This is a genomic window from Streptomyces sp. NPDC056222 (assembly GCF_042264065.1).
Taxonomy (GTDB): Bacteria; Actinomycetota; Actinomycetes; order Streptomycetales; family Streptomycetaceae; genus Streptomyces.
In genome coordinates this window covers 18,082-34,081 of the sequence record NZ_JBHJTL010000014.1, presented here as the reverse complement: position 1 = coordinate 34,081, position 16,000 = coordinate 18,082, and the positions used below count along the sequence as shown (strand labels likewise).

The following is a 16,000-nucleotide window of genomic DNA, read 5'->3' as shown; positions in this document are numbered from 1 at the left end:
GCAGAAGAGGGAGACCCCGATGGACGTCCAGCACTTCGAGCGGATCACCGCGTTCATCGAGGACCGCCTCCGGCCGCTGTTCGACCCCGAGAACGGCAGCGACCACGGATTCGGCATGGACGACACCTCCCGCGCCCTGCGGGCCCTCCTCGGCACCGTGAAGGCCGCCGCGGCGGTCAAGGGCCTCGCCGAGCAGCGGGCGGCGGCCGACCCGGCGATGCGCAACATCATCGACCAGGCCCTGGAGCACAACTGGGACGTCCTGCGCGGCGTCGCCCGCAACTGGGAGGACCACCCCGACTTCGTCCGCGAGTTCAAGCGCCACGCCTGGGAGCTCGACGAGACCCCCACCGCCACCGCCTGACACCGGATCATGAACTCGGAGATCTGGACCGCACTCCCGGTCGAGGTGCGTCAGGAGAGCCAGGCCGGCGCGCCTTCCTGACGGCGCGCCGGCGCTTCCTGTGAGGGCGCCTCGTCCTCTGACGGCTGTTCAGAAACGATCTCGGCGATCAGCCGGCTCTGCCCCGGTCGGGTGAGTAAGCCGCTCTTCCGACAGAGACGCACGCGGACCGGGTACACATCGCCGCACTGCCGTTCCCGAGCGTCGGAGGATGCCGCCCCATGCCTGTCAGGAAGGTACGCCCCGGCCGTGGGCTGACCGCCGCCCTGTGCGCGACACTCGCCGTGGTCGGCTACATGACGGTGTCGCACGAGGAATCCAAGCCACCCGCCCCGCCCCGCGCCGCCGCCAAGAACGCCGGCTCCGGGGCCGCCGCGCCCCGGCCCGCCGCACCCGCGGCCCGGCCTGCCGCCCCTCCCGGGCTCGGCCCCGCCACCCGCACGAGAATTCCGGACGGCACACGTCAGGTGTTCGTGGTCACGGGGAAGACCCGCGACACCAACGTGGCCAAGGCGGTGCTCTACGAGCGGGACGCGGCCGGGCGGTGGCAGCGCGCCGCCGGTCCCTGGACCGCGCACAACGCGCTGCGCGGCTGGACGAACGACCACACGGTCGGCGATCTGCGCACCCCCATCGGAGTCTTCACGCTCGGCGACGCCGGCGGCCTGATGCCGGACCCCGGAGCCCTGCTGCCCTACGACCAGGACGAGCAGTTCGTCTCCCCGGGCACCGGTTTCCTCGGCGAACCCCTGGAGGGGTCGTTCGACTACGTGGTCGCCATCGACTACAACCGCGTCTCCGGAACGACCCCGTTGGACAAGGAACGCCCGCTCGGCGAGGAGCGTGGCGGAGGCGTCTGGATCCATGTCGACCACGGCGGCCCCACACAGGGGTGCATCTCCCTGACGGCCGACGTCATGCGACTGCTGCTGCGCCACCTGGACCCGGCCAAGGAACCGGTGATCGTGATGGGTCCCGCCGAGGAGATCGCGCGGTGATCCGAAGAGGGGGCTGACAGGGCGCGCTGTGCGCTGACAGGCGACAGTGCAGCCTGTCAGCGAGCGGTCTGCGGGCTGTCAGGGCGCCCGGGCATCGTCGTGGTCATCAAGAACGACGACACCCGATCAGGAGCAACCTCCATGAGTGCCGACACCACCCAGAAGTCCCCGACCGAGCTGACCGAGTTCGTCGCGCTGACGGCCGAGAAGTTCGACATCCCCAGTGTCACCGTGGGCGTGTGGGCGGACGGCCGCGAGGTCTTCGCGAGCCATGGCGTGACCAGCCTCGACAACCCGCTCCCCGTGGACGAGGACACGCTCTTCCTCCTGGGCTCCGTGACGAAGACCTTCACGGCGACAGCGCTGATGCGGCTGGTCGCCGACGGCCGGGGCGAGCTGGACGCGCCGGTGCGCCGGTACGTTCCCGAACTCGTGCTGGCCGACGAGAAGGCGGCGGCCGAGATAACCGTCCTGAACCTGCTCAACCACACCTCGGGCCTCGACTGGAACCTCATCGTCGACACCGGGGACGGCGACGACGCCCTGGCCGCCTTCGTGGCGAAGATGGCCGAGCTGCAGTTCGTCGGCGAGCCCGGCGCCCGTGCCTCGTACAGCCAGGCCGCGTTCAACCTGCTCGGGCGGGTCCTGGAGAGCGTCACGGGTCTGACGTACGAGCGGGCCATCGCCTCGCTGCTCGTCGAGCCGCTGGGGCTCTCGCACAGCTTCTTCGGCACCGCCGAGGTCATGACCAGGCGGTTCGCCGTGGGCCACAACCCCGGCGAGGACGGCGACCTCGCCGTCGCGAGGGAGTGGAAGCTCACCCGGGCCAACAACCCCGGCGGGGGTCTCGCCTCCTCGGCGTCGGACGTGCTCGCCTGGGCGCGGTTCCAGCTCGGCGACGGTCTCACGGAGAAGGGCGAGCGGCTGCTGCCGACCGAGGTGCTGCACCGGATGCGGGAGCAGACGGTCGAGCTGCGCGGCAGCAATCTCGGCGACGGCTTCGGCCTCTGCTGGTTCCTGCGCGAGGTGGACGGCGTGAGGACCATCGAGCACGGTGGTTCGGTCAACGGCCAGTTCGTCGAACTGCTGCTCGTGCCCGAGCGGAACTTCGCCGTCGTCGCCATGTCCAACGCCGGCCCGGACGGCATCCCCTTCAACCGGACCGCCGTCCGCTGGGCCCTGGAGCACTACCTCGGCGTCGTGGACAAGGACCCGGAGCCGCTTCCGTACGACGCGGCGCGGGCCCAGGAGGTGGTCGGGGTGTACGAGAACGACGCCATGACGCTCGCCGTCGCCACCGACGGGGCGGAGCTGACCCTCGCGGCCGGGATCAAGCCGGAGATCCGGGCGGCGGCCGACTACGAGATGCCCGCGGACTACGAGCCGGCGGCCATGGGCCTGCTGCCCGGTGGCGGCGACGAGTTCATCGTCACCGCGGGTGGACTGGCCGGGCAGCGAGGCTTCTTCTCCCGCGACGCGAGCGGCGCCATCGCCGGAATCGACCTCGGTGGACGGGTCTTCGGCCGGGTGCCCACCGGCTCCGCGTGACGGCTCCACAGGCTCTCCACCGGCTCCACCGAGCGACCGGCCTCGACTCCCCAGGGAGGCGGGGCCGGTCGCCGTGGTCTCCGGTCAGCGATGGGCGAGCCAGGAGGCCGCCGGCAGCAGCCTGCTGTCGTAGTCGAACAGGGCCTGGTTCTCCCAGCCGTTGCCCGACGCGGGGTCCGCCGGGTCCCAGCCGTTGCCGGCGACGGCGGTCCAGGTGGGCTCCCAGTAGACGACACCCAGTCCGCGACCGTTCGGCACGGCCTCCACGACGTTCATCACGTCCCGCAGCCAGGCGGACTGACCGGCCGTGCTCGCCGGGTAGCCGGAGACCAGCTCCGCCGACGTGTCGATGATGTTCTCGTGGCCGTCCTCGCTGTCCAGCCGGAACGGGTACGCCGTCTCGGCGACCATGACCTTCTTCCCGTAGCGGGCGGAGATGTCGTCGAGGTTGGTCTGCAGCGCGGACAGGGATCCGTGCCAGTATCCGTAGAAGGACACCGCGATGACGTCGTACGTGACGCCCTGAGCGGTCGCGTTGTCGAACCACCAGCGGTACAGGGCGTTGTCGCCGCCGTGCGCGAGATGGAGCGCGACCTGTGTGGAGGAGGAGACGGCCTTGGTGGCGGAGACGCCCGCCTTCAGGAGCCCCGCCAGCTGCGGCCAGTTGTCCGTCGAGCCCTCGGGCCACAGCATCCCGGTGTTGATCTCGTTGCCGATCTGCACCATGTCCGCCGTCGTGCCCTGCGCCTTCAGCGCGTTCAGGACGTCGTAGGTGTGGTTGTACACGTCGGTCGTGAGCTGACTGTACGAGTGACCGGCCCATGCGGCGGGCTTGGCCTGGGCGCCGGGGTCGGCCCAGGTGTCTGAGTAGTGGAAGTCGACGAGCAGCTTCATGCCCTGCGCCTTGATGCGCTGGGCCGTCGCCAGGACGCGCGCCTTGTTGTTGTAGCCGTCGGCCGGATTCACCCACACCTTGAGCCGGCCGTAGGTGGCGCCCGCGGACTTCAGGATCGCCACGGGATCCCCGGTCGCCCCCGTGCCGGTGCGGTACGTACCGCCGAGGTCCTCGCTCTTCTTCAGCGAGGAGATGTCGACGCCCCTGACGGGCAGGCCCGTCGAGCCGGAGGTGAAGGTGAGGTCGTCGACGTTGAGCCATTGTCCCGCCGACGCGTGGGAGTCGACGCTGACCGTGCACTGGCCACCGGTGACCTTCACCGAGGTCACGAGGCGTATCCAGGCGCCGTTCTGGGTGGGCGGCAGGTCGGTGCGCTGCTCGGCGGAGCCGCAGTTGCGCAGCGCGAGACGGGCGGTGCTCTGGCCGCCGCTGGAGCGCACCCAGGCGCTCAGCGTGTAAGAGCCGTCGGTCAGCCCGGACAGGTACTGGTACGTCTCCACCTGGTAGGCGGTCGAGGCCCAGTGGCTCAGCCGGTAACTCCCGGCATGGCCGCCGGCCTCCGTGAACGAGGCCGCGTTCTGGCCGGTCGCGGAGTAGGTGGACCAGCCGGAGGGGGTGGCGGTTCCGGTGCCGTCGGCCTCGAAACCGGTGTTGGCGAGCGTGGTCGCCGCCTGGGCGGGTGCCGCGGGCAGTGCGGCCAGGAGCAGGGCGCCGAGCGCGGAGGCCGCGGCGACTCGTAGACGTGTACCTGACATGAGCGACCGCAGGGCGCGGGGAACGGCGTACATCGTCGATGTCCCTTCGACGGTGGAGGGGAAAGGGAGGTGGTGCGGTGGTGCCGTTCACCCGGGGGCAGGCGTGCGGGACGCCCGCCCCCGGGGAGTCATGGGAGCGGTCAGGCGTCGAGACGTACGACGCGGACCGAGCCCGCCGGGAGGGCGAGGTGGCCGGCGGCGCGTTCGCCGCCGAGGAGTTCGGTGCCGGGGGACTCCAGCGGCACCTTCGCGTCGTGTTCCGTGTGGTTGAGGGCGAAGAGGTAGTCACCACCGTCGCCGGAGCGGCGGACGACCTCGACGTCGTGCGGGAGATCGCCGCGAGGCGCGATGCCGGCGTCCTCGCAGGCCGTGCCGAGGACGGTGTCCAGCGAGACCGCGTCGAGCCGGGTGGAGACGTACCAGGCGGTGCCCTTGCCCAGGCGGTGGCGGGTGACGGCGGGCCGCCCGGCGGCCGGCCCGTCCGCGTACGTCCACACGGGCTCGGCCCCGCGCTCGACCACGAACTCGGTCCAGACGTCCGCCGGCAGCGTCGCCCCGCCCGGGCCCGCGATCCGCACCGACTCGCCCTCGCCGAGCGGTGACCACTCCTCCACCGTCAGGCCGAGCACGTCGCGCAGGACGCCCGGGTACGCACCCGGGTGGACGGTGTCGTGCTCGTCGACGATCCCGGAGAAGTACGAGACGACGAGCGTGCCGCCGTTCTCCACGTACGCCCGCAGGTTGCGGCCGGCGGCCTCGGTGGTGAGGTACAGCGCGGGCACCACGACCAGCGGGTACGCCGACAGATCGGCCTCCGGGTGGGCGAAGTCCACGGTCAGATGCCGGTCGTAGAGCGTCTCGTAGAAGCTGTCGGCGCGCTCGCGCGCGTCGTGGTCCTCGGTCGGGCGCCACTCCAGGCTCTGCGCCCACCACGACTGCCAGTCCCACACCATGGCGACGTCCGGGACGGTACGTGTGCCGCGCAGCGTGGCCAGCGAGTCGAGATCGCCGCCGAGTCCGACCACCTCGCGCCAGACGCGCGAGTCGGTTCCGGCGTGCGGCAGCATCGCCGAGTGGAACTTCTCCGCGCCGCTGCGGGACTGGCGCCACTGGAAGAACATCGCGCCCTCGGATCCGCGCGCGACATGGGCGAGAGCATTGCGGGCCATCTCTCCCGGACGCTTGGCGGGGTTGCGGGGCTGCCAGTTGACCCCGGAGGTGGCGTGTTCGAGAAGCAGCCAGGGCGCGCCGCCCGCGACGGAGCGGGTCAGATCGGCGGCCATGGCGAGGTTGACGTGCGTGCGGCGCCCGTCGGTGATCAGGTAGTGGTCGTTGGTGACGAGGTCGACCTCGCGGCCCCAGGCCCAGTAGTCGACCGAGTCGCACTGGCTGAGCGCGGTCATGAAATTGGTGGTGACGGGGACGCCGGGGGAGAGCCGATGCAGAATGTCCCGTTCCATGCGGAAGTTCTCGCGCATCGTGGCGTCGGCGAAGCGGCGGTGGTCGAGCTGCTGGGCCGGGTTGCCCACGGTGGGGGTCAGGCGCGGCGGGTCGATCTGCTCGTACGAGGTGTAGTGCTGGCCCCAGAAAGCGGTGCCCCACGCTTCATTGACGGCCTCGACCGATCCGTACCGCTCGTCCAGCCACCGGCGGAAGTGGGCCGCGCAGGTGTCGCAGTAGCAGGCGCTGACCGGGACGCCGTACTCGTTGTGCACGTGCCACATCGCGAGCGCTGGGTGTCCCGCGTACCGCTCTGCCAGCTTCGTGGTGATCCCGGCAGCAGCCTCGCGGTACGCCGGTGAGCTGTGGCAGATCGCGCCGCGCGAGCCGAACGCGTAGCGCACACCCTCGCGGCTGACCGGCAGCGCCTCGGGGTGGGCGCGGTAGAACCACGCGGGCGGCACCACCGTCGGCGTACCGAGGTCGACGCGGATGCCGTGTTCGTGCAGCAGGTCCAGGACCCGGTCCAGCCAGCCGAAATCGTATGTTCCCGGCTCCGGTTCGAGCAGCGCCCAGGAGAAGATTCCGACGCTCACCATGGTGACGCCGGCCTCGCGCATCAGGAGAACGTCCTCCTGCCAGACGCTTTCCGGCCACTGCTCGGGGTTGTAGTCCCCGCCGAAGGCGAGGCGGTGCAGACCTCGGGGGCCGGTGTCCTGCATGAGGTGTCTCCTGAGCGTCGAACTCGAACATCTGGGAACGTACACACATCAGATCTCGATGTGGCAACGCAACATAACCGCACACGATCCACCATTGACAAGTGTCCGGAACGTTTCTCTACTGTGAACGCTCACAGATGCATGGCAGGTCCTTCCGCGACGGAAGGACCGCTCGTCAGGGGAGAGGCTCCATGCCCATCGTTTTGCGCCACCGTGTTGTCGCCACTGCCACCGCCGTCGCCCTCGGCGCGGCCGTGCTCACCGCCTGCGGCTCGTCCGACAGCGGCGAGCAGGCCGATTCCGGTCCCGTATCGCTCACCTACTGGGCCTGGGCGCCCAACATGGACAAGGTGGCCGCGATCTGGAACAAGAAGAACCCGGACATCAAGGTCACCGTCCAGAAGCAGGCTTCGGGCGACGACCTGGTCACCAAGATCATCACGGCCTCCAAGGCCCACCAGGCCCCCGACCTCGTCCAGGCCGAGTTCCAGGCGCTGCCGACGCTGGTCAGCAACGACGCCCTCGCCGACATCTCCCAGGAGGTCGGTGGCGTCAAGGACGCCTTCGCCCCCGGCCTGTGGCAGCAGACCACGCTCGGCTCCGACGCCGTCTACGCCGTGCCCCAGGACTCCGGCCCGCTGATGTTCTTCTACCGGACCGACCTGTTCCAGCAGTACGGCCTCACGGTCCCCACCACCTGGGACGAGTTCGCCGCCACCGCCAAGGCCCTCAAGACCAAGGCCCCCGACAAGGCGCTCACCACCTTCTCCTCCAACGACGCCGGTCTCTTCGCCGGCCTCGCCCAGCAGGCCGGCGCCCAGTGGTGGACCACCCAGGACCAGAAGTGGAAGGTCGGCATCGACGACCCCGGCACCAAGAAGGTCGCCGACTTCTGGGGCGGCCTCGTCAAGGAGGGCGCCATCGACAACCAGCCGATGTACACCCCCGCCTGGAACAAGGCCCTCAACACCGGACAGCAGCTCGCCTGGGTCAGCGCCGTCTGGGCGCCGGGCGTCCTGACGACCGCCGCGCCCGACACCAAGGGCAAGTGGGCCATGGCCCCGCTGCCGCAGTGGGACGAGTCGAAGCCCTCCACGGGCAGTTGGGGCGGATCCACCACCGCCGTCACCACCGACTCGAAGCACAAGGTGGCCGCCGCGAAGTTCGCCACCTGGCTGAACACCGACCCCGAGGCGCTCGCCGCCCTCGTGAAGGAGGCCGGCATCTACCCGGCCGCCATCGCCGCCCAGACCGGCGGCGCGCTGGCCAAGTCCCCGGACTTCTTCGCCAACCGGGCCGACTTCTACACGAAGGCGGCCGAGATCGCGAAGACGACCGCCCCCGCCGCATGGGGACCGAACGTGAACGTGGCCTACACCTCCTTCAAGGACGAGTTCGGCAAGGCGGCCAAGGCCAAGTCCGACTTCGGCGCCGCCCTGACCGCGATGCAGGGCGCCACCGTCGCCGACCTCGAGAAGCAGGGCTTCGAGGTCGCCCAGTGACGCAGCCCATCAAGGGCGTGCGCCGGGCGTACGGGGCCCAGTCGGCCCCGTACGCCCACCCGTCGCCCGCCACCACCCGTGAACGAGGGCGAAGTGCCCCCTCGCTCCCTCCCTCGCCCACCACCACCCTCAAGCGCGCGCGAAGCACCCCCTACCTCTTTCTCCTCCCGGCCGCCGTCCTCTTCGTCCTCTTCTTCGCGCTGCCCATCGGCTACGCGCTCTGGCTCAGCTTCCACAAGATCGAGGTCAAGGGCCTCGGCCTGGGCAAGGGGGCGAGAAGCGAGGTCTGGGCGGGCCTGGAGAACTACACCGCCGCCCTCACCGACTCCGAACTCGGCCACAGCGCCCTGCGGATCCTCGGCTACGGCGCGATCGTCGTCCCCGTCATGCTCGGACTCGCCCTGTTCTTCGCGCTGTTGCTCGACTCCGAGCGGGTGCGGGCCCGTTCCTTCTCCCGCCTCGTGATCTTCCTGCCGTACGCGGTCCCGGGAGTCATCGCGGCCCTCATGTGGGGCTTCCTCTACCTGCCGGACGTCAGCCCCTTCTACTACCTCCTCGACGCTCTCGGGATGCCGGAACCGGACCTGATGGACGGCGGCCCGCTGTACCTGGCGATGGCCAACATCGCCGTCTGGGGCGGCACCGGCTTCAACATGATCGTGATCTACACCTCGCTGCGCTCGCTGCCCACCGAGGTCTTCGAGGCCGCCAAGCTCGACGGCTGCTCGGAGCTGCAGATCGCCCTGCGGATCAAGATCCCGATGGTGGCGCCCTCCCTGGTCCTGACGTTCTTCTTCTCGATCATCGCCACGCTCCAGGTATTCAACGAGCCCACCACGCTCCGACCGCTCACCAACGGCATCCCCACCACCTGGAGCCCCCTGATGAAGGTCTACAACGACGCCTTCACCGGAGGGAACATCCACGCCGCCTCGGCCACCGCCGTGGTCCTCGCCGCCGCCACCTTCCTGCTCTCCTTCGGCCTGCTCAGGGCCTCCAACCGTCGTACGAAGCAAGGAGCCACCCGATGAGCGGGCTCGCCTCCCCGCCGCAGGTACGCAAGGCCGCCCCGGCCGCCGGCAGCACCCCCGGAACGTCCCAGGGGCCTCCGCGCCCCCGCCGCGTCGCCGTCCTGCCGACCGCCGCACTGCTCCTCGGCGCGCTCTACTGCCTGCTGCCCATCGCCTGGGTCCTGGTGGCCTCCACCAAGTCGGGCGCCGACCTCTTCTCCACCTTCACCTTCCTCCCCGGGGACGGCCTCGGCGACAACGTCGCCGACCTCGCCGCGTACCGCGACGGTCTCTACTGGCGGTGGATGGCCAACTCCGTGTTCTACGCGGGCCTCGGCGCCGTGCTCTCCACGATCGTGTCGGCGCTCGCCGGCTACGCCCTCGCCGTCTACCGCTTCCGCGGCCGCGAGACCTTCTTCAACCTGATCCTCACCGGCGTGCTCATGCCCCCGGTCATCCTCGCCATCCCGCAGTACCTGCTCATGGCCGAGGCCGATCTGACGGACACGTACCTCTCCGTCCTGCTGCCGCTGATCCTCTCGCCGTACGGCGTCTATCTCGGCCGGATCTACGCCGAGGCCGCGATCCCCATGGAGCTCGTGGAGGCCGGCCGGATGGACGGCGCGGGGGAGTGGCGCATCTTTCTGCGGATCGCCCTGCCCATGATGTCCCCGGGGCTGGTGACCATCTTCCTCTTCCAGTTCGTCGCCATCTGGAACAACTTCCTGCTGCCGTTCATCATGCTCGGCGACGACGAGAAGTTCCCCATGACCGTCGGTCTGTTCACCCTGCTCAAGCAGGGCGCCGGACAACCCGCCCTCTACACACTGGTCATCACCGGCGCGCTGCTCGCGATCGTCCCGCTCATCGCGCTGTTCCTGGTCATCCAGCGGTTCTGGAGCCTCGATCTGCTGTCCGGCGCCGTAAAGTCCTGAGCACCGGGGAACAAGGGGAAACGAGCATGAGCATTCCAGCGGGCAGGCGTCGCCCGGCCACGATCCACGACGTGGCGCGGGAGGCAGGCGTCTCGCGCGGCACGGTCTCGCGCGTCCTCAACGGCGGGCACTACGTCAGCCCCTCCGCCAAGGCCGCCGTCGACGCCGCCATCCGCAGAACGGGCTACGTCGTGAACCGGCACGCACGCTCGCTGATCACCGGCAAGTCCGACTCGGTGGCGTTCCTGCTGACCGAGCCTCAGGAGCGGTTCTTCGAGGACCCGAACTTCAACGTGCTGCTGCGGGCCTGCACGCAGGCGCTCGCCGCCCAGGACATCCCGCTGCTGCTGATGATCGCCGGCACCGAGGACGAACGGCGGCGCAATCTGCGTTACATCGAGGCCGGCCACGTCGACGGCGTCCTGCTGGTCTCCAGCCACTCCGGCGACCCCGTCGTCGCCCATCTGCACGCGGCGGGCGTCCCGGTCGTCGCCTGCGGCAAGCCGCTCGGCCAGACCGCCAAGATCGGCTACGTCGCGGCGGACGACCGGGACGGCGCACGGGACATGGTCCGCCATCTGTACGAGACGGGGCGCCGCCGCATCGCCACCGTCACCGGCCCCCTGGACACCCCGGGCGGCGTCGAACGCCTCGCGGGATACCGCGAAACGCTGGCCGAGTACGGCCTGCCCGTCGACGACGTGCTGGTCGCCACCGGCGATTACAGCCGGGCGAGCGGCGAGAGCGCGGCCGCCCAGCTCCTCGAGCGGGCCCCGGACATCGACGCCGTGTTCGTGGCCTCGGACCTGATGGCCCAGGGCGTGCTCGACGCCCTCGACCGCGCCGGCCGCCGGGTCCCCGTGGACGTCGCCGTGGGCGGCTTCGACGACTCCCAGGCAGCCGTGTCCTCCCGCCCGCCGCTCACCACGATCCGTCAGCCGTGGGACCGCATCAGCACGGAAATGGTCCGGATGCTGCTCGCCCGCATCGGCGGCGAGGAACCGTCCGCGGTCATCCTCCCCACGGAGCTGGTGCGCCGCGAGTCGAGCTGAGCGTCCAACACCCGAGACAATGGCCGGAATATGTCCCTCCAAATCGAGAACGACATATCAATTTCGGTCGTGTACAGACGATTACGAGCCACGTCGCAAGCAGAATCGTCACTCTGTGGAGATCGCCGGTAACTTCATGCCGTCGCCGCCACACCAGGGGCACACGGCCCCGACGGGACTAGCGGCCCGAAGGACATCTCTTCACTTGTCGACGACAGCGACCGACAGCTTCAAGGTCCAGCCGTATACGCAGCACTGCCAAGTGATCCACACCGAAGGCGCCCACGCGGTCATCGGCATCTCCCCCGGAAACGGCTACTTTTCCGCTCAGCGCGTGGCCGACCTCGCCACCTGGGGACTGCGCAACTTCGAGCAGGTCGACCTCATCTACACCGACCTGCACGTCGCAGACATGTACGAGGCCCTCGGCTACCCGCCGGACGAGGCCCGCCGCAAGACGGTCAAGAACCTCCGCGGCGTGCGCGCCAAGGTCAACAACGCCGTCGCCGCCACCGACCCCGGCGGCGAACGGCTCCGAGGGCGCCCCATGTCCGCGCTCCTCGACATACCTGCCTACCGGCACCTGCGCAAGCACTTGGACGACCTGCTCGCCACCGACCCGGAGTTTCTCGCCACCTGCGACAAACTCGTCGCGGCCTTCCTCTCCTCCAAGGTCCTCGAAGGTCAGACCGCCACCACCCGCCAGCGCGAAGTCTGCCTCCAGTACATCTGCGCCGAGGCACCGCTCTTCCTGGACACCCCCGCGATCCTCGGTGTCCCCTCCTCTCTCAACTGCTACCACCAGCTCCTGCCGATGGCCGAACTCCTCTACTCCAGGGGCTCCGGACTGCGCGCCTCCCGCAACCAGGGCCACGCCATCGTCAGCGCGATCCTCGGAGACCACGATGACCACTGACACGCTCACCGACTTCCCGTTCTCCGCCCGCGGGGACCGTCTTCCGACCGAGATCGAGTCCCTCCGCGCCGAGCCGGTCAAACGAGTCCGCACCATCGCCGGCGACCCGGCCTGGCTGGTCTCCTCCTACGAGCTGTGCAAGCAGGTCCTCGAAGACCCCCGCTTCTCGCTCAAGGACACCTCGGCGCCCGGTGTCCCCCGGCAGTACGCGCTGACCATCCCGCCCGAGGTGGTCAACAACATGGGCAACATCACCGGGGCGGGGCTCCGCAAGGCCGTCCTCAAGGCGATCAACCCCAAGAGCGACGGCCTCACCGAGTGGATGCGCCGCCACGCCTCCGAGCTCGTCGACGAGCTCGTCGCGTACGGCCCGCCCGTCGACCTCCGCGGCCGGTTCACCAACCCGTACGCGGAGAACCTCCACTGCCGCATCCTCGGCATACCCGAGGCCGACGCGCCGCGCCTCTCCGCCAGCCTGGACATCGCGTTCATGAACTCGGCCTGCCCCGTCACCGGCGCCCGGCTCAACTGGGACCGCGACATCGCCTATATGGTCGAGCGCCTGGACGACCCGGCGACCACGGGACTGATGGCCGAACTCGCCGCCCTGCGAGGGAACCCCGACTACGCCCACCTGACCGACGAGATGCTCGCCACGGTCGGCGTCACCTTCTTCGGCGCGGGCGTCATCTCCACCATGGGCTTCCTCACCATGGCCATCTTCTCGCTGCTCCAGAACCCCGACGTCTGGGAGCAGCTGCGCAAGGAGCCGGAGCGGATCCCCGCCGCCGTGGACGAGTTGCTGCGCGTCAACCTCTCGATCGCCGACGGGCTGCCGCGCCTCGCCCTCGAGGACGTCACCCTCGGCGACGTCGAGGTCCGCAAGGGCGAGCTGCTCCTCGTCCTGGTCGAGGCGGCCAACACCGACCCGGCCGTCTTCCCCGACCCGCACACCGTCGACATCACCCGGCCCAACGCCGCGGCGCATCTGTCGTTCGGGGGCGGCGGTCACTACTGCCCGGCCACGGCCCTCGGCAAGCGGCACACCGAGATCGCCCTGGAGGTGCTCCTCGACAGGATGCCCGACCTCCACCTCGCGGTCCCGGTCGACCAACTCGTCTGGCGGACCCGCTTCATGAAGCGCATCCCCGAGCGCCTTCCGGTCGCCTGGTGACCGTCGCCTGACCCGCTCCGCACGCCGACCGCCGTCGCTCCCGGCCACCCGCCGGGGGCGACGGCGTTCCCGCGCCGTCGAGCACTGGCCGGTCGTGCGTGACTCGTCAGCGGCGGGGCCGCAGGTCACCGCCGTAGACGGTCCGGTAGTCGGGCACGACGACACGGCTCGCGGGCGACTCCCGGCGCACCTGGTCGATCAGCCCGGTCAGATCCATCGTGGGGTCGGGGACCACGGGCTCGCGCAGCGGCGTCTCGAAGTTGTCCCAGTGGACGGGGACGACCACCGGCGGGTTTCCCAGCGCCCGCAGCAGCCGGGGCGCGTAGCGGTGGGTCGCGGAGCTGGAGGGCACGGCGACCATCGCCACGTCGGGACGCAGCCCGTCGGCCGCCCGCTCGGAGAAGTCGCTGGCGCCCATGAGGAACAGCGCTGGGCCCCCGGCGCCGGCACTGACCTGGAACGCGAGGGTGTCGCCCTCCGGCAGGTCGGAGATGGTCTCGGGGGCGGTGGTGGGCGGCGCCGTGCGGGTGCCCGGGGCGAAATAGGCGTGCTTCTTGTTACGGCTGTGCAGGCTGGCCACCACCTCCACGGTCAGGCCGCCGCCGAAGTCCAGCACCTCACCGCCCTTGACCACGGAGATCTGGAGCGGATCCACACCGAAGGCGACGAGCAGATGGAACGTGGTCTCGGTTCCCACGACACGCGCGCCGGTGGCCTTGGCGATGTACGGCACGTCGGCGATGTGGTCCCAGTGGGAGTGGCTGACCAGGATGAGCTCGGGGCTCCCGGCGTACTCCCGTACCAGCCCGGCGTCGGTCTTCTTGATCTTCGTGGCCGGATCGAAGGCCGCCTCGAAGAGGCCCGTACTGAAGCGGGTGAGATACGGGTCGAAGAGCACCGTCCGGTTGCCGATGTCGATCCGCCAGCCGGCCGTGCCCAGCCAGCGCAGCGACGCGGAGTCCGGGTCGGGGGCGGAGTCGGCGGACCGGGGCCGGGCCGTCGCGGCCGTCGCGCCGCCCACCGCGGTCGGCAGCAGGGGTAAGGCCGCGCCGACGGCGGCGCCTCGGAGCATCGCCCGCCGTGCGAAGCCGTGGTGGTTCCGCGCGTTCGTGTTCGTGTCGTCGCTCATGGCGCCAGAAGATCAGCCGGCGCACATCCCTGTCCAAGACCGGATCACCATGGGAGCCATAGGTGTACGCCTATGAGCGCTGGTCGGGCGCGGTGAGGACGGCGCTACGGCTTCCGGCGCGGCTTCCCGCGCTTGACGTTCTTCGAGCCCTTGGGCGCGCCCTTGGAGCCCTTCGCGCCGTCGGAACCACCGGAACCGCCGGAGCGGGCCGAGCCGCCGGAACCGCTGCGAGGGCTCTTGGCCGCCGGCCTGCCGCCCTTCTCCGGACGCTTGCCCTTCGGCTGCGGCGGGGTCGCGGGACGGCCACGGGTGCTGTTCACGGTCCGCCCGCGGACGATTCCGATGAACTGCTCCACCAGATCCGTCGTCTCGTCCTGCGGCCACGACAGCGCGACCCGCGACTCGGGGGTGTCCGACACCGGGCGGTAGGTGAGGTCCTTGCGATGGTGCAGCCGGGCCAGCGACTGGGGCACGACGAGCAGCCCCACCCCTGCCGCCACCAGCTCGATCGCGTCGGCCGTCGTGGCGGGGCGCTCGAACGCCGGCAACCCCGGCGGACGCTCCCAGTCGAGCGTGTCGTCGAGCGGATGCAGCACGATCTCCTCGGCCAGATCCTCCGGGGACACCTCGTCCACCGCCGCCACGACGTGGTCCTTGGGGATCACCACGACGGTCGTCTCGGCATAGAGGGGGATGGCGCTCAGGTCCGTACCGTCGACCGGCAGGCGTACCAGGCCCGCGTCCGCGCCTCCGTCCCGCAGCAGGGCGCAGGCCTCGGCGGGCGGCACCTGGACGAGGGTCAGCGGAACGTCGGGCAGCCGCTCGTTCCAGATCCGCACCCACTTCGTGGGCGTCACTCCCGGGACGTAGGCGAGCCGGAACGAGGGGGATACTTCCTGGCCAGTCACCCCGCCAGGTTACCGGTCGTGGTCAGAGGTAGCTCACACGCTCGATACCCTTGACACCATGACGTCGCACCAGACCGCCCAGACGATGAAGCCCGCGACAGCGGCGAAGAAGCTGGGTGTGTACCTCGAGGCCACCCCCGCCGAGTTCCGGGAGGGTGTCGTCTCGCGCACCGAGCTGAACGCCCTGCAGACCGATCCGCCCGAGTGGCTCCGTGAACTGCGCCGCAACGGACCGCACCCCCGCCCGGTGATCGCGGCCAAGCTCGGCATCTCCATCTCCGGCCTCGCTCGGGGAGGGATCACCGACGCCCTCACGACCGAGCAGATCGAGGAGCTGAAGAAGCAGGACCCGGAGTGGCTGCAGAAGGAGCGCGCCACCCAGGCCGAGGTCCGCAAGGAAGCGGTCCGGATCAAGGAGATGCAGGCCGAGAAGGCCGCGAAGGCCGAACGCTCGGACTCCTGACCCGAGGCGGCTTCCCCGCCGACCAGTGAGCCGTGCGGGCCGCCGTGGACGGCCCGGCGGTTTGCGGGCGGGGGGCCGGGCCCCCCCCCCGGACCCGGCCCGCCACGGCGCGGGGGGCGTGGCGCGGCGGCGGAAACCCGGGGCTAGGGC

Annotated in this window: 14 protein-coding genes; 10 read left to right on the top strand and 4 right to left on the bottom strand. The window is 70.3% G+C overall.

The features are described 5' to 3' along the window. Positions 1 to 19 precede the first annotated feature (19 nt). From ACFC0D_RS09770 to ACFC0D_RS09760, 3 genes are all read left to right on the top strand, one after another. Positions 20 to 364, top strand: a complete 345-nt coding sequence (locus ACFC0D_RS09770; protein ID WP_376432992.1) for a hypothetical protein — start codon at positions 20 to 22, stop codon at positions 362 to 364. A gap of 260 nt (positions 365 to 624) precedes the next feature. After that, on the top strand, positions 625 to 1,401 hold the full coding sequence (locus ACFC0D_RS09765) for a L,D-transpeptidase family protein (protein WP_376432990.1): 777 nt from the start codon (positions 625 to 627) through the stop codon (positions 1,399 to 1,401). A 141-nt stretch (positions 1,402 to 1,542) separates the two neighbouring features. Then, the gene (locus ACFC0D_RS09760; protein WP_376432988.1) at positions 1,543 to 2,949 is read left to right on the top strand and encodes a serine hydrolase domain-containing protein; all 1,407 of its coding nucleotides are present in this window, start codon (positions 1,543 to 1,545) and stop codon (positions 2,947 to 2,949) included. Between the two features lie 84 nt (positions 2,950 to 3,033). Here ACFC0D_RS09760 and ACFC0D_RS09755 read toward each other — a convergent pair whose 3' ends face one another. Further along, positions 3,034 to 4,632, bottom strand: coding sequence for a glycosyl hydrolase 53 family protein (locus ACFC0D_RS09755; protein ID WP_376432986.1), 1,599 nt, complete (start codon positions 4,630 to 4,632; stop codon positions 3,034 to 3,036). 107 nt (positions 4,633 to 4,739) lie between these two features. Continuing rightward, a complete protein-coding gene (locus ACFC0D_RS09750; protein ID WP_376432984.1) occupies positions 4,740 to 6,761 on the bottom strand; it encodes a beta-galactosidase in 2,022 nt (673 codons plus the stop codon). A gap of 191 nt (positions 6,762 to 6,952) precedes the next feature. Here ACFC0D_RS09750 and ACFC0D_RS09745 point away from each other — a divergent pair, with 191 nt between their 5' ends. From ACFC0D_RS09745 to ACFC0D_RS09720, 6 genes are all read left to right on the top strand, one after another. Continuing rightward, positions 6,953 to 8,263, top strand: a complete 1,311-nt coding sequence (locus ACFC0D_RS09745) for an ABC transporter substrate-binding protein (RefSeq protein ID WP_376432982.1) — start codon at positions 6,953 to 6,955, stop codon at positions 8,261 to 8,263. Continuing rightward, a complete protein-coding gene (locus tag ACFC0D_RS09740; protein WP_376432980.1) occupies positions 8,260 to 9,294 on the top strand; it encodes a carbohydrate ABC transporter permease in 1,035 nt (344 codons plus the stop codon). The genes ACFC0D_RS09745 and ACFC0D_RS09740 overlap by 4 nt, the downstream gene beginning before the upstream one ends. After that, complete coding sequence (locus tag ACFC0D_RS09735) at positions 9,291 to 10,208, top strand: carbohydrate ABC transporter permease (protein ID WP_376432978.1); 918 nt, start codon at positions 9,291 to 9,293, stop codon at positions 10,206 to 10,208. Before ACFC0D_RS09740 ends, ACFC0D_RS09735 begins: the two co-directional genes overlap by 4 nt. A gap of 26 nt (positions 10,209 to 10,234) precedes the next feature. Next, positions 10,235 to 11,260, top strand: coding sequence for a LacI family DNA-binding transcriptional regulator (locus ACFC0D_RS09730; RefSeq protein WP_376432976.1), 1,026 nt, complete (start codon positions 10,235 to 10,237; stop codon positions 11,258 to 11,260). Between the two features lie 205 nt (positions 11,261 to 11,465). Further along, positions 11,466 to 12,176, top strand: coding sequence for a tRNA-dependent cyclodipeptide synthase (locus ACFC0D_RS09725; RefSeq protein WP_376432974.1), 711 nt, complete (start codon positions 11,466 to 11,468; stop codon positions 12,174 to 12,176). Further along, positions 12,166 to 13,350: a cytochrome P450 gene (locus tag ACFC0D_RS09720; RefSeq protein ID WP_376432972.1), complete on the top strand. Its 1,185-nt coding sequence runs from the start codon at positions 12,166 to 12,168 to the stop codon at positions 13,348 to 13,350. Before ACFC0D_RS09725 ends, ACFC0D_RS09720 begins: the two co-directional genes overlap by 11 nt. 106 nt (positions 13,351 to 13,456) lie before the next feature. Here the strand turns inward: ACFC0D_RS09720 and ACFC0D_RS09715 are convergent, their stop codons facing one another. Together ACFC0D_RS09715 and ACFC0D_RS09710 are read right to left on the bottom strand one after the other, a co-directional pair. Continuing rightward, on the bottom strand, positions 13,457 to 14,479 hold the full coding sequence (locus tag ACFC0D_RS09715; protein ID WP_376432970.1) for an MBL fold metallo-hydrolase: 1,023 nt from the start codon (positions 14,477 to 14,479) through the stop codon (positions 13,457 to 13,459). 104 nt (positions 14,480 to 14,583) lie between these two features. Continuing rightward, the gene (locus tag ACFC0D_RS09710; RefSeq protein ID WP_376432968.1) at positions 14,584 to 15,387 is read right to left on the bottom strand and encodes a LysR family substrate-binding domain-containing protein; all 804 of its coding nucleotides are present in this window, start codon (positions 15,385 to 15,387) and stop codon (positions 14,584 to 14,586) included. A 58-nt stretch (positions 15,388 to 15,445) separates the two neighbouring features. Between ACFC0D_RS09710 and ACFC0D_RS09705 the strand changes: the two genes are divergently transcribed. Further along, complete coding sequence (locus ACFC0D_RS09705; RefSeq protein ID WP_376432966.1) at positions 15,446 to 15,850, top strand: DUF5997 family protein; 405 nt, start codon at positions 15,446 to 15,448, stop codon at positions 15,848 to 15,850. Positions 15,851 to 16,000 lie beyond the last annotated feature (150 nt).